Genomic DNA, 12410 nt, shown 5'->3' on the forward strand with positions numbered 1-12410 from the left:
CGATGTGGGAACAGCTCATCGAGGACGCACCGCGCTTCTTCTCCTCCTGGAACCTGCTCTTCCTGGGGGAGGCGCTGCTCAACACGCTGCTGCTGTCCTATGTCGGCGCGGCGCTGGGCTTCGCGATCGGCTTCTGCCTGGCCATCGGGCGGCACCCGCGCCTGTATGGCTTCGGGCCGGTGCGCGTGGCCGCCACCGGCTATGTCGAGACCTTCCGCCGCATCCCCTTCCTCGTGAAGCTGATGTGCGTCTTCTTCGCCTTCCAGCTGTCGGGCGCGCAGGCGTCGCTCTTCACCATCGCGCTGGTGACGGTGGTGCTCTCCGCCGCCGCCTTCGCGGCGGAGATCGCGCGCGCCGGAATCGAATCTGTCCCCGCGCCGCAATGGGACGCGGCGGAGGCGATGAACTTCTCCCGCTGGCGCGTGCTGACGCGCGTCGTCGCGCCGCAATCCTGGCGCGTCGTGCTGCCGCCGCTGTTCGGCTACGCGGTCGGATTCATCAAGTCGACCTCCATCGCCAGCCAGATCGGCGTGATGGAGATGACCTATGCGGCCAAGATCCTGAACACGCGCGGCTTTTCCGCGCTGCTCTGCTTCGGCACCATCCTGATCGTCTACTTCCTGATCTGCTGGCCCACGAAGCGCTTCGGCGAAAGGCTCGAAGCGCGGCTGGGGCGGCGCGCCAAGGCCTGAGGAACATCGCCATGCCCTTCGTCCCGCCCGGCATGCACCTGCTCAAGGGTGCGATCGACTGCCACGTGCATTGCGCACCCCATCTGTCGGGCCGATCCGTCAATGCCTTCGACGCGGTGCGCCAGGCCGCGGCCGCGGGCATGCGCGCGATCGGCATCATGTGCAACTTCCAGAACAGCTCGGGGCTCGCCGCGCTGGCGAACGACGAACTCGGCCATCTCGGCGTCGAGGCCTTCGGCGGCCTCATCATGCAACCGACCGCCGGGGGCGTCACGCTGGAAGCCGCGCGCACCGCGATCGGCTACGGCTACGGCCCGGGGACCGGCGCGCGCTTCGTCAGCCTGCCCACGCATCACACCTACCACGTGGCGAAGCGGGAGGGACGCGGGCCAGCCTTCCTCGAGACCACCTTCCGCGTGCCGGAGAACGGCGTGGTGCCGGACCCGGTGCCGGCCATCATGGATCTCTGCGCGGCGAAGGATGTCGTCTTCGACTGCGGCCACGTCTCCGGGCGCGAAGCCGTGGCGCTGGCCGAGGAAGCGAAGCGCCGCGGCGTCACCCGCGTGCGCACCCATTGCACGCGCTACGCGGAGGACGAGATCCGCGTCATCGTCGGAACCGGCGCCTATGCCGAGTTCTCCTTCTTCGTGCTGACGCACGCGACGCAGGTGGGCCTGACCCATGTCGACGAGGAGAAGCACAAGATCGCCGCCAACAGCGTCATCCAGGATTTCTCGCCGCGCATCCGCGCGGCGGGGGACCGCGCGATCCTCTCGACCGACGCAGGCGTGTACCTGCTGCCCCCGCCGGTCGAGGCGTTCCGCGAATACCTGATGCTGGTCGAGAGCGAAGGCTTCAGCGAGGCGGAGATCCGCCGCATGATCCGCGACAATCCGGCAGCGCTGTTCCGGATCGGCCCGGCGCCGGAAGGCTGAGGCGAAACTGGTGTGCCCGCGGGGATTCGAACCCCGGACCCCATGATTAAAAGTCCTGGGATGCCGCTTTCCGCGAACCCTGAGCCGAGCAGCCTTTCCATCCTCTAACCTCCGGAATGCCAGGTATTCTGGCGCTCCGCGCGATATCGCTCCGCTACGCGACTTTCCGCTTGCTTCCGCGCCGCGCGTCCGGTCAATGTCCGGTCAGACGACCCGCGTGACTTCTGTCCGGTTACCCCATGACTGGCGCGCGGTCGAAGGAGCGGCGGATGAAGGTGACGCGCGAAGGGCCGGTGCGGATCACGCGGACGACGATCGAGGCCGCATGGGCGCGCCGCGCGAAGGATCAGCGGCTCGTGATCGGCGATGCGGAATGCCGCGGCCTGGCGCTGGTGGTGAACCCATCGACCATGGCCTGGGTCTATTCCTACAAGCCGCGCGGCACCGACCCGGCCACGGGCAAGCGCTTCGCCTCGAAGTCGGTCACGATCGGGAACCCTGAGACGCACTCCCCGCCCGACGCGCGGACCCAGGCCGAGGCGCTGAAGGGCGCAACGAAGGCCGGCCGCGACCCCGCGGCGGAGAAGCGGGCGAAGATCGCCGAGGACGCGGTGAAGCGAGCCGGGACGCTGGAGCGTCTCCTCGAGGAATACGGGGAAGACCTGCCGTCGCGGCCAAAGATGCGCGGCACGGGCTTGATCACGGCGGCCCATGCGGCGGCGGAGCTCACGCACGCGAAGGCGGCCGTGGCTGCGATGCGGGCGGAGAAGAAGCCGGCGCGGGACATGGCGCCGGAAGACCTTCGGACGTTCCTCCGCGCTGCTGCGAAGTCGCCCGGCGTGGCGCGCGCGCGGTTCGGGGCGCTGAGCAGGTTCTTCGACTGGCTGCTGGAGGAAGGGCACATCGCGGTGAACCCGTGCGACGCCATCCCGAAGAGCAGGCGACCCCGCCCCCCTGCCCCGCGCAAGGGTCTGCTGCGGCCGGATCAACTCGCAGTCCTTTGGCACGCCGCGGGCCGGGCCGAGGAATTGCAGACGGTCCACCGCGACCTGTTCCGGTTCCTGATTGCCATTCCGGCGCGGCGGAACGAGGCGGCCGGCATGGACTGGAAGCATGTGGATCTGACGCAGGGCGTATGGACGCAGCCCGGGCGCCTGACGAAGAACGGCGACCCGCACCGGCTAAGCCTGCATCCGCTCGCGATGGACATCCTCCGGCAGCGCTTCGAGGCGGCGAAGAAGCCAAAGACCGGGCTCGTCTTCCCTGCCCCCCGCAGCGGGAAGCCGATCACGACATGGCGCGACATGAAGGCCGAGATCGTGAAGGCCGCTGAACTCGACGGCTGGACGATCCACGACTTCCGCCGCTCGTTCGCGACCTTCCTCGGCGAGATTGGCAAGTCGGAGGCCGTGGTGGACGCGATCCTGAACCATCGGCAGGCGGCGACCCGTGGCGGCGTCCTGGGCGTCTATCAGTGGTCGAAGCGCTGGCCGGAGCAGGCGGCCGCCATGGAGGCGTGGGGCGCCGCCCTACAGGCCGCGGTGAAGGGCGAGCAGCCCGGCGGCGATGTGGTCCCGCTCCGGCGGGCCTGAGTGATCCGCGCCCGGCGGTTCCGGGCATCCAGGGCGCCCCGGCGGGTGGTGCAACACCGCGCCGAGGCTGACCCCGACCATGGAGAGCATTCCATGTCCGAGGCTATCTTCCAGACTATCCCGGCCGTCAGCGCCGCTGCCAAGCCGACGCTGGCGAAGGCGCAGGACGCGCTTGCGGAGGCGCGGCGCGGTGCCGGGCTCATGCTGTCTGCCGCGGCGCAGGCGGGGCAACTGGAGCCGGATCAGGTTCACTGGGCGATGGAGAAGATCGACGCGGACCTGGTGCGCGCTGAGGCGATCCTCGCCGCGCTGCATGCCCGCGAGCAGGCCGCAAAGGTCGCCTGACGTGCCGACCCGGCGGACGAAGACGGAGGAGGCGCCGGTGGCGCCTCCTCTCGGCGCTGACGATGATGACGACTGCGCGCCCGTGGGTGATCGGCCGTCCATCGCTGGTCCGGAAGTCCACCTCCGCCGGGCACCCTCCCCCAAGGCGAAGCGCGCCGCGGAGCTCGCGACGCTGCGCCGTCTTGCCGAGACGGATCGGAACTGGCTCGGCGCATGGGCAACGCTCGCGGCGGTGCTGCCTGCGCCGGGTGAACGTCCGGACGATGCTGACGTGCGCATCCCGCGATGGGTCGCCGACTATCTGCGCGCGAGCGCGCTTCGCCTGCTCGGGCTTGCCGAGGGCCGTGACTGGCGCGAGTTGCCGAAGCCGGGAGACGCCCCGGAAAAGCAGCGCCGGGCGCTGGCGCGCTTTCAGGAACGGAACGTGCCAGCGCGCGAGGCGCGGACATTGGTCGCTGCCGCGCTGCGGCTGGGCGATGAAGGACCGCCCCGCGGCGCCTTCGATCATCTCCGCCGGTTGCTGACTGACGAGAAGACTGCCGCGCTACTCGCCATCGGTTCCGCCATGGACGGGAAGCAGGCCGGCGCGATCGCGGGCATGACGAAGCGCGAAGGCGTCGGCGAAGGCGCAATCCGCGCCCGCGTTCGGCGTAGCCGCGCGCGCGTCAACGACCTCGCATGAGGTTTCGAAACCTCTGAACACTACGTGGCGGCGCGAAGCGCGCCGTATGCCTCCGCTTATCCCTGCGGCTCTCGCAGTGATTTGCAGAGGACATCATGCGCAAGCGACTGCTGGAGACCAGCGCCCCCATCTCTGCCAGCCCGCCGAAACTGGTGGATCGGAAGCGCGCTGCCGCGCTCGTCAATGAGCGCTATTTCCCCATCTCGCCCCGCACGCTCGAAGCGTGGCCGCTGACGCTCCGGCGCGTCAACGGGAAGGCGCTGATCGACACGGCGGAGCTGTTCAAGCTCGCCGAGGAACGCATTGCGGCCGCGCCTGTGACGCGGGGCGGCCGGCGCTTCCGTCAGCACGAGGAGGCGCGCGCGGCATGACCGACACGCCCAACCTCGACTTTCTGACGCCGGCGGTGCGCGAGCAGAATCGCGGCGCCCTGACGGACGTTCTGCGCATAATCGAGCCGCCGTTGAAGGCTTTCGAGGCGCGCGACGCCGCGCAGCGGCGGGTGGCCGTGGCCTCCTCCCGCGTGACCGATGCCGAGCAGGTCGCGGCGCCGATCCGGGCCGAATACGAGGTCTGGCGCGCGCGGCTGGCCGACGCCGAGGCGAAGGTCGCTGCGGCCCGTGCGGAGCTCGCCGAGGCCGATGCCGCGCTGAAGGCGGTGCGGTGATGTCGGAGACGACCCCGACCCCCGAGGCGCGGTCTCCGGAGGCGCTGGAAGGCGAGCTCATCGAGACCACGCGGCAATTGCAGCAGATGCGCTGGAGCGATCCGGCGCGACCGGCATTGCTCGCCAAGCGCGATCTTCTCTCGGCAGAGCAGGTTGCCGCGAAGGAGGCGGAAGCCCAACCGGCCGAGCCTGACTTCTCCCGGACGCTGGTCGCAGCGGCGCGCCTGGGCCTGCCCAAGGCCGAGATCGAGGAGGGCTCCGGGCACCTGGCGCGCTACCTCGGCGACGACGCGCACGGTCGCGCCATCGCGAGCGATATCGAATACCTCCGGCACCGGGGCGACGCGCAGGCCGACCGGAACATGAAGGCGCTACGCGCGCTGTGGGGCCGCGACTACGACGCGAACCTCTCCGCGGTGCGGGCCGAGGTCGCGCGGCACCCGGGCTTTGCCGACTGGCTCGACCGGACCGGCGCCGCCAACTCGCCGACCCTCGCCAATCAGATCCTTCTGTCCATCCGGAGGGCGAAGTGAAGCACGATCCCGCACGCAACGTGGGCACGCTCTACGATCAGAAGGCCGCTCTGATGTTCGCGATCAGCGAGCAGGAAGCGGCGCTCGGCGAGGCTGAGGCGGACGGCAACGCCGCCGCGGTGAAGTCTGCCAGCGCCGAGCTTCGGCGCCTCCGGGAACGCCTCCAGGCAGTCGAGGCCGGGCTCGCAGCGCAGAAGCGCCGCGACGAGGCGCGCGCCGCGAATGCCAAGGAGGCACACCGGCAGGAGCGCATGCGCGCCGCCATGGTGAAGAAGGACGCGCTGCATGCTCGCCGCGTGAAGGCCGGCCGGCTGCTCGCGCAGACGATGGCGGAGTTCGCCGGGCTGATGGCGGACGTGAAGACGCTGGCGCAGGAAGTGCCTGAAAGCCGCATCGGCGCTCTCCGCGCGCGCCTGCCGGACGAGCTCGGCGCGCTGGTCGCGACCGCTGCGCATGAGGCCGGCCTGATCCTGCCGTCCAGTCCTCCGACCTACCCCGACACCGACGAGCACCGCCTCGGCCGCGACTTGGCCGCGGAGATCGAGCGCGCCCTTGGGCGCGTGGATGAAACGCCGCCGCTGGCGGCTGAGTAGGAGACCCACACATGGCTGCTTCCGTGTCTGCCGGCATCGGCGACGCCTTCAACCAAGTCGTCATCGGCACGGCCGCGCCTACCACGGCCGGCACGGTGCAGGTGCGCATCGCGTCCGGCATCGGTGGCCTGGGCGCAGCGGTAAGCCTCACTGCCGCACCTGGCATTGCGTTCCATCAAGTGACGCTGGGCAGCGACGCCCCGACCACCGCGGCGACGGTGCAGGTCCGCATTGCCAACGGTCTCGGCCCTGACCAAGCCCTCTCCGCGCTCGACGCGATCATCGCGCGCATGCAGGCGGACCGGATTGGCAACCTGGAGGCCCTGGCGATCGCCCGGACGCTCCGGGGCCGCATGGTTGCCGATCGCATCCAGGGGACGCCCTGAGGTGTCCGACCTCGACCTGATGGACGCCGCGCCGGAGCTGCCGCGCTTCGCCCGCGAGCAGGCGGACGAGGTGCTGGCGGGCCGGCGGCCGTCGATGGCGGAGGCGTCTGGCGCCTCGGTGCGTGAAGGCTGGTGGAACACCACGACCGCCACGGCGCTTGCCCGCCGCGACGCAGCGCGCGCCGGTGACGCTGATCCTGCGCCACTCGCGCGGCACGAGTGGGAAGCCTCCCAATACTGGCGCGCCGGCGTGACGTGGGACGAGCGCATGACGGTCGGCAGGGCCGCCGCCATCGCGTCCCGCCATGACGAGAACGAGTATCGCCGGCAAGTCATGTCGGCGCGCGATGCCGGGTTCTTCGAGAGCGCGCTGATGATCGGTGCCTCGATCGTCGGCAGCATCCCCGACCCCGTCAATTTCCTGCCCATCGCAGGCCCGGCGGCGCGCGCGTTGCGCCTGGTGCAGGGCGGCCGGACCGCCGGTGTGGTCGGCACCGTGGCGGGGCGCGCTGCGGCGACGCTGGAACGCTCTGGCGTGGCCGGCGGCGTTGCGCGCGGCGCGACTGAAGGCGTGGTCGGCAACGCCCTCTCCATGCCGTTCGTCTACAGCGTCCACCAAGAATTCGGCGACGATGTCACCTGGTCCCGCGCCGTGATGGACCTGGCCGCGGGGGCCGTGGTCGGCGCGGGCTTCGGGGCGCTCGGCGGCTTCCTCTCCCGTTCCGGCGTGGCGCCTGAGCCTCGCGTCTCCACCCGGACGCTCGACCTCGCCGCCCGCGACGTGGCGGCCGGGCGGCAGGTGGAGATCCCGCGCGGGCTGGTGGTGCGGGAGATCGAGGACACGCTGTTCCGGGCGGCGCCGGAGAGTGCCGCGCCGATGATCCGGGAGACGATGGAAGGCGGCGAGGTCCGCCGGTCGCTGGACATTCCATCCCGGCCGGATGGGACGCCTCTCACGCGCGAGGAATTCGAGGCGGAGTTTGCCCGCCGGCAGGGGACGACGCTCGAGGCGCAGCAGGCGGCGATCGACGCCGCCGGGGCGGAGGCGCGGGCGGAGAGCAAGCGGCAGTCCCTGATCGGGTGGATCGTCCAGAACGGCGGGCTGAGGGACGACACGGGCGACCTTGCCGCGGTGGTGGGGGACGCGCGCGCCCGGCCGGGCCTGATCCGCCGCGACGGCATGGCGCCGGACATTGCCGCCGTCCGGGCGCGGGATGAGGGGTTCTTTGGGGACCGCGTCGGGCCGGTGAACGAGCGCGGCGAGGGCCTGGCGCCGGATAGCCTGACGAAGCAGGACTTGATCGACGCGGTGGAAGCCGAGATGCGCGGTATGGGCGCGCGCTTCCGGGGCGGCTTCGGCATTGAGCGCGGCGCGGACCTGGCGGCGGCGGACCGCATGCGGGCGGACTGGGACCGCGCTGTAGACGAGGCGCACGACTGGTATCTCGCCGCGCACCACGCGCAGCGGCAGATCGCCCGCCTGTCCGAGCCTGCGCGCGCGGACGTGATGGAGCGGGCCGCCATCATGGAGGCGGACGGGGGCCTTCGCCGGGATGAGGCCGTGCTGCGCGCCGCGCAGGCGTCCGACGATCCGGAGATGCAGCGGATCATGGCGGCGATTGAAAGCCTCCGCGCTGATGGCCGGCTGCTGGACGCGGACGACGCGCTGATCCGCGCCGCAGCCGAGCAGGCCGACGAGATGGAAGCCATCGCAACCGGGATCGAGGAAGCGGGCGCTTGCCTGCTGCGGAGGCTCGCATGAGTTGCGGCAACCCCGCGGCGCGCGTCGCGCCCTGAACGAGAAACCCCCGCCAGCCTTGGCCGGGCTGACGGGGGCGAAAGCAACTAGTCGGGATGTGTGGAATGGATATCAGGCTGAGCAGGAAAACGGAAGCGTTTCGACGCTTCCCTGCGCGCCGTCCGACTGATGCGGAGGCGCGCCATGTCTGACGGTCTCGGCGGGTTCTTCGTGAACCTCACGCGCCAGCGGATCAACGACGCGATCGCCAAGATGGACGCGATCGGCGTTGTGCATTTCGCCCCGGTCCTGCGTGCCATCCGGGATGGGCAGATCGTGTGCGTCGTCATCAAGCGCACCGCGGGAGAGGAGGCGATGTCCCTGCGGCACATCGCGAACCATCCGCTGCCGGCGCTCATCATCATGGCCGACGACGACCACGCATCGAGCGGGCCGGCGCGCTTCCCTGCCGCGCGGAAGGCGCTGCGCTACGCCCGCGCGCACATGATCCACGCGGCGGGCGGTCAGCCCTCGGACTACGCCCTCGCGATCCAGGCCGCGATGGCGCAGCGGTCCTGCTGCCTGGTCGAGACGGACGCGGCCCATCTGGACGAATGGGCGAGGTTCGCCGCGCGGGCTGCGCTGCCGCGCCGGGTGCCGACGCTCCTCGTTCGCCCGACCGATGGCGTCCATCCGATCATCAAGGGGGCCGTGCATTGAGCGCGCCCCTTCCCCATAGCCTCGCCCGCGGTGCGGAACATCTGCACGCGCTCGGGCCGCGCGCCATCGCCGAGTTCCTGCACGAGATCGCCGGCGGCATCGGCGAGCGTGCGGAGGACGTGATCGCCGATCGCCTGGCGCGGTGGCGGCGCCTCGATCCTTGCCTGCTGCGGGCCGTCCTGGCGCGTCACTCGGCGGGGCGCGAGTTCCCCGCGGCGGTGCAACTCGTGGAGGCCGCGCGATGAACGCCGCGCAGCTGATCGCCGCGTGCCGGGCGAACCCCGCGCCGCTCTCGACCTGGGAGGAGACGTTCCTCGAGGACATGGCGCGCGCCTCCCGCCCGGCATCCGAGCGGCAGATCGAGACGCTCCAGCGGATAGCCGCCCGGGTGTCCTTCGACGAGATCGCCGCGCGCCTTGCCGATCGGATCGAGGACCTGGCGCACCTGCTGACCGGCGGCGAGAGCTCGACGCTTCACGGCGACCGGCGGCGGTTCCGCGGCAAGGGCTCGCTCGTCGTCACGGTGGCCGGGCCGCAACGCGGCACCTGGTTCGACCACGATCCCCCGGCATCGGGGCGCCCCGTCTCCGCGAACGGTGCCGCGGGCGGCGATGCGCTGGACCTGGTGGCGCACCTGCGCGGATGCGACCGCGCGGACGCTGCGGCGTGGGCGCGGGGCTGGCTGGGCCTGTCGGACGGTGGCGAGGTGCGCGCGCTGCCACCCCGGCCTGTAGCGCCTCCGGAGCGCCCGCGCGCGGCTTCGGGGACGGGAGACCATGCGCGCCGCACCTGGCGCGAGGCGGTCCCCGCAACCGGCACGCTGGTCGAGACCTATCTCGCGTCGCGCGGGCTGACCCTGCCGGCGGATGCGCCGATCCGGTTCCATCCTGCTTGCCCGCGCGGCGCTGAACGCCTGCCCGCGATGGTCGCGCTGATGACGGACCCCGCGACTGGGGAACCGTGCGGCTTGCATCGGACGCTCCTGCGCGCCGATGGCCGCGGGAAGGCGGACGGCACGGCGAAGATGATGCTCGGTAATGCCGGCGTGATCCGGCTGGTCCCTGACGAGGACGTGACGGCGGGGCTCGGGATCGCCGAGGGGATCGAGACGGCGCTCTCGGTGATGCAGGGGTTCGGGTGGCGTCCCGTGTGGGCGGCGACGAGCGCCGGCGGCATCCGCGCCTTTCCTGTCCTGCCCGGGGTCGAGTGCTTGACGGTGTTTGCGGACCCTGAGGAGGCCGGCATGTCGGCGGGCGAAGCCTGCGCCGATCGGTGGCAGGCGGCCGGGAGGGAGGCGCGCATCTGCCACCCGCCGGCCGGCGACTTCAACGACCTGGTGCGCGAGGTGGCGGCATGAACGTGGTGCAGTCCCCGGAACAGGCGTTGAAGCAGGCCGGCGCGAAGGTGAGCACGCGCGCGCCGAAACGGGACGAGCAGGAAGCGGAGGCGCCGGCGCGGAAGCCGGCGCCGCTGAAGCTCGATCAACTCCTCCTCGAAGACGAGCGCGCCATCCCTGAGCGTCGGTGGGTCGGCGGCATCGGTGCCTTCCCCCGGCCGCGCCTCGCCTGTCTCGCTGGGCCGCCCGGGGTCAGCAAGACCACGCTCGCGCTGGGCCTAAGCGTCGCGCTTGCGGCCGGCCTGTCCTATGGCGGGCTCATCAACCCGCCCGGCCCCTGCCGCGTGCTGTTCGGCGGCATCGAGGACGAGTTGGACGAGCTCCGGCGCCGCGGTGCCGCTGTCGCCGGCCGCCTGCTGGAACACCCCCGCCAGCGCGCCACGGTGAACGCCAACCTGGCCGTGGTGGACGTGTCGGACTGCGTGCCGCTGTTCCAAGTCGATCATGACGGCCGGCTGACCGAGACCCCCGGCCTGGAACGGCTGCGCGCGACGATCAGCGAATTCCGCCCTGATCTCGTCGTGCTGGATCCCCTGATCGAACTCCACACGGCCGAGGAGAACTCCAACACCCTCATGCGGCCGGTGCTGCGCGCGCTGCGCTCGATGGGCGTCGAATTCGATTGCGTCTTCCTGCTGCTGCACCACGAGACGAAGGCCGGCGAAGGCAACGGGCTCCAGCGCATACGCGGGGCCGGCGCGATCGGCGGCGCTATCCGTTCCCTCTGGTCTATGCGGCCCATGACTGCGGAGGAGGCGAAGCAATTCAGCATCGCCGAGGACATGACCGACCTCTACGTGAAGGTCGAAACTGGCAAGTCACAATACTCCCGCCGCCGGCCGCAAGCCTGGTTCGTCGCGGAAGAACGGGAACTCGCCAACGGCGACGTGGCGCACCTCCTCGTCCCCTGGAGCCCGCCCACCTTCTCAATCACGCCCGAAGACCTGGCCAAGGCCGTGCGCGCCCTCCGGCAAGGGCTGCACGGCGAACCATGCTCCACCAGCCCGACCGCCGATGCCGCCGCCCGCCACGCCTTGGAGCAGGCCGGCATCCCCCGGGGCGCCTGCGCGGACGTGCTGAAGGAACTTCAGGCAACGGGCGAGGTCCAAATCCGCAAGTGGCGCGATCCCGCTGACCGGAAGGTCCGCAAGCGCCTCTGGACCTCCGGAAATCCCTTCGGCGGCTGGGTCGAGGAGGCCGGTTCAGATGAGGCGCGCCACTAACTCCAGTGGCGCACTTCTAGTGGCGCAGCGGCGCGGCATGGGGTGCGCCGCGCCACTGGGGCGCCCTAGGGGAAAACCCTAGTGGCGCACCCCCATTGGCGAGCAGCGCACCCCGGGAACAGTGGCGCACTGAGAGGGACGAGATGAGCACCGAGACGGACGACCGAGGACACGAAACTACGGCCGGGGAACGTCGCCTGCATGATGGGCGGGGGAAGTTCGCGCCGGGCAATCCCGGCAGGCCGAAAGGGTCGCGGCATGTCGTGCTGAAGATGCTGGACGAGATCGGCGACGAGAACGCCAAGGCGGTGTGGCTGAAGGCGATCGAGCTCGCGATCAACGGCGACACGGTCGCGCAGAAGCTCGTGCTGGACCGCGTGATGCCGGGGCGGAAGATGAACCCGGTGAAGATCGACCTGCCCGCGAAGATCGAGACCACGGCCGATGTGGTGGACGCGATGATGCGGGTGACGACCGCGGTCGCGCGCGGGGAGATCAGCCCGGACGAGGGCCAGGCGGTGAAGGACGTGCTCGAAGGCGCGCGCCGGGCGATCGAGACGCACACCCTCGCGCGGCGGCTGGCGCTGATCGAGCAGCGGATGGGCGGGTCGCAGGCGCTGGCGCTGCCCTATTCCGAGGCGGAGGACGAGCGGTGAAGGATCTTGAGCAGCGGCTTCAGGCGATCGAGCGGCGGCTGAACATGGCGGCCGGCGTCCACATGCTCTGGGCGGACGAGGACGAGCGGACGGAGGACGTGATCGCGCGGCGGTTCCCTGACGGCGTGCCGATCGGGGCGAAGGTGATCGTCCTGAGTTGGGCGAGGAGCGAGGAGGAAGCGAACCGGATCAAGGCGTCGCGGTGGTTGTGACTGGGTCCAAAGGGGCGGACCGAGCAGGCCGGCGGGCCGT

The 12410-nt window shown here is 71.0% G+C and carries 17 protein-coding genes; all 17 read left to right on the forward strand.

The genetic code is table 11. From position 1 onward, the window contains the following. The first annotated feature begins 2 nt into the window (after positions 1–2). The 17 genes from J5Y09_RS04075 (at position 3) to J5Y09_RS04155 (ending at position 12370) form a co-directional block, all read left to right on the forward strand. The gene (locus J5Y09_RS04075) at positions 3–692 is read left to right on the forward strand and encodes an amino acid ABC transporter permease (RefSeq protein ID WP_209350454.1); all 690 of its coding nucleotides are present in this window, start codon (positions 3–5) and stop codon (positions 690–692) included. Positions 693–703: 11 nt separating this feature from the next. Beyond that, positions 704–1627: a DUF6282 family protein gene (locus J5Y09_RS04080; protein ID WP_209350455.1), complete on the forward strand. Its 924-nt coding sequence runs from the start codon at positions 704–706 to the stop codon at positions 1625–1627. A gap of 269 nt (positions 1628–1896) precedes the next feature. Further along, positions 1897–3219, forward strand: coding sequence for a tyrosine-type recombinase/integrase (locus J5Y09_RS04085; protein ID WP_209350456.1), 1323 nt, complete (start codon positions 1897–1899; stop codon positions 3217–3219). Positions 3220–3312: 93 nt separating this feature from the next. Then, the gene (locus J5Y09_RS04090; protein WP_209350457.1) at positions 3313–3564 is read left to right on the forward strand and encodes a hypothetical protein; all 252 of its coding nucleotides are present in this window, start codon (positions 3313–3315) and stop codon (positions 3562–3564) included. Positions 3565–3601: 37 nt separating this feature from the next. After that, positions 3602–4246 (forward strand): hypothetical protein, encoded by a 645-nt coding sequence (locus tag J5Y09_RS04095; protein ID WP_209350458.1) that lies wholly within the window; start codon positions 3602–3604, stop codon positions 4244–4246. A gap of 95 nt (positions 4247–4341) precedes the next feature. Continuing rightward, a complete protein-coding gene (locus J5Y09_RS04100) occupies positions 4342–4617 on the forward strand; it encodes a hypothetical protein (protein ID WP_209350459.1) in 276 nt (91 codons plus the stop codon). Next, positions 4614–4913, forward strand: coding sequence for a hypothetical protein (locus J5Y09_RS04105; RefSeq protein ID WP_209350460.1), 300 nt, complete (start codon positions 4614–4616; stop codon positions 4911–4913). The genes J5Y09_RS04100 and J5Y09_RS04105 overlap by 4 nt, the downstream gene beginning before the upstream one ends. Then, positions 4913–5446 carry a hypothetical protein gene (locus J5Y09_RS04110; RefSeq protein WP_209350461.1) on the forward strand — a complete coding sequence of 178 codons (534 nt, stop codon included), beginning with the start codon at positions 4913–4915 and terminating at the stop codon, positions 5444–5446. The genes J5Y09_RS04105 and J5Y09_RS04110 overlap by 1 nt, the downstream gene beginning before the upstream one ends. Then, positions 5443–6039, forward strand: coding sequence for a hypothetical protein (locus J5Y09_RS04115; RefSeq protein ID WP_209350462.1), 597 nt, complete (start codon positions 5443–5445; stop codon positions 6037–6039). The genes J5Y09_RS04110 and J5Y09_RS04115 overlap by 4 nt, the downstream gene beginning before the upstream one ends. A gap of 11 nt (positions 6040–6050) precedes the next feature. Beyond that, positions 6051–6425: a hypothetical protein gene (locus tag J5Y09_RS04120; protein ID WP_209350463.1), complete on the forward strand. Its 375-nt coding sequence runs from the start codon at positions 6051–6053 to the stop codon at positions 6423–6425. 1 nt (position 6426) lies between these two features. Then, a complete protein-coding gene (locus J5Y09_RS04125) occupies positions 6427–8187 on the forward strand; it encodes a hypothetical protein (RefSeq protein WP_209350464.1) in 1761 nt (586 codons plus the stop codon). A 180-nt stretch (positions 8188–8367) separates the two neighbouring features. Further along, on the forward strand, positions 8368–8883 hold the full coding sequence (locus J5Y09_RS04130) for a hypothetical protein (RefSeq protein ID WP_209350465.1): 516 nt from the start codon (positions 8368–8370) through the stop codon (positions 8881–8883). Next, positions 8880–9128, forward strand: coding sequence for a hypothetical protein (locus J5Y09_RS04135; RefSeq protein WP_209350466.1), 249 nt, complete (start codon positions 8880–8882; stop codon positions 9126–9128). The genes J5Y09_RS04130 and J5Y09_RS04135 overlap by 4 nt, the downstream gene beginning before the upstream one ends. A gap of 77 nt (positions 9129–9205) precedes the next feature. Beyond that, the gene (locus J5Y09_RS04140) at positions 9206–10240 is read left to right on the forward strand and encodes a DUF7146 domain-containing protein (protein WP_209350467.1); all 1035 of its coding nucleotides are present in this window, start codon (positions 9206–9208) and stop codon (positions 10238–10240) included. Continuing rightward, positions 10237–11502, forward strand: coding sequence for an AAA family ATPase (locus J5Y09_RS04145; RefSeq protein ID WP_209350468.1), 1266 nt, complete (start codon positions 10237–10239; stop codon positions 11500–11502). Before J5Y09_RS04140 ends, J5Y09_RS04145 begins: the two co-directional genes overlap by 4 nt. Before the next feature lie 143 nt (positions 11503–11645). Continuing rightward, positions 11646–12158, forward strand: coding sequence for a DUF5681 domain-containing protein (locus J5Y09_RS04150; RefSeq protein ID WP_209350469.1), 513 nt, complete (start codon positions 11646–11648; stop codon positions 12156–12158). Beyond that, a complete protein-coding gene (locus J5Y09_RS04155) occupies positions 12155–12370 on the forward strand; it encodes a hypothetical protein (protein WP_209350470.1) in 216 nt (71 codons plus the stop codon). Before J5Y09_RS04150 ends, J5Y09_RS04155 begins: the two co-directional genes overlap by 4 nt. The last annotated feature ends 40 nt before the right edge of the window (positions 12371–12410 follow it).

It is taken from the genome of Roseomonas nitratireducens, from assembly GCF_017813355.1.
GTDB lineage: Bacteria > Pseudomonadota > Alphaproteobacteria > Acetobacterales > Acetobacteraceae > Neoroseomonas > Neoroseomonas nitratireducens.

Excerpts from the sequence above, each read along its gene's own strand:
- J5Y09_RS04130 (WP_209350465.1), top strand. The coding sequence starts at position 8,368 with ATGTCTGACGGTCTCGGCGGGTTCTTCGTGAACCTCACGCGCCAGCGG.
- J5Y09_RS04080 (WP_209350455.1), top strand. The coding sequence starts at position 704 with ATGCCCTTCGTCCCGCCCGGCATGCACCTGCTCAAGGGTGCGATCGAC.
- J5Y09_RS04100 (WP_209350459.1), top strand. The coding sequence starts at position 4,342 with ATGCGCAAGCGACTGCTGGAGACCAGCGCCCCCATCTCTGCCAGCCCG.
- J5Y09_RS04075 (WP_209350454.1), top strand. The coding sequence starts at position 3 with ATGTGGGAACAGCTCATCGAGGACGCACCGCGCTTCTTCTCCTCCTGG.
- J5Y09_RS04140 (WP_209350467.1), top strand. The coding sequence starts at position 9,206 with ATGGCGCGCGCCTCCCGCCCGGCATCCGAGCGGCAGATCGAGACGCTC.
- J5Y09_RS04145 (WP_209350468.1), top strand. The coding sequence starts at position 10,237 with ATGAACGTGGTGCAGTCCCCGGAACAGGCGTTGAAGCAGGCCGGCGCG.
- J5Y09_RS04085 (WP_209350456.1), top strand. The coding sequence starts at position 1,897 with ATGAAGGTGACGCGCGAAGGGCCGGTGCGGATCACGCGGACGACGATC.
- J5Y09_RS04090 (WP_209350457.1), top strand. The coding sequence starts at position 3,313 with ATGTCCGAGGCTATCTTCCAGACTATCCCGGCCGTCAGCGCCGCTGCC.
- J5Y09_RS04105 (WP_209350460.1), top strand. The coding sequence starts at position 4,614 with ATGACCGACACGCCCAACCTCGACTTTCTGACGCCGGCGGTGCGCGAG.
- J5Y09_RS04110 (WP_209350461.1), top strand. The coding sequence starts at position 4,913 with ATGTCGGAGACGACCCCGACCCCCGAGGCGCGGTCTCCGGAGGCGCTG.
- J5Y09_RS04120 (WP_209350463.1), top strand. The coding sequence starts at position 6,051 with ATGGCTGCTTCCGTGTCTGCCGGCATCGGCGACGCCTTCAACCAAGTC.
- J5Y09_RS04150 (WP_209350469.1), top strand. The coding sequence starts at position 11,646 with ATGAGCACCGAGACGGACGACCGAGGACACGAAACTACGGCCGGGGAA.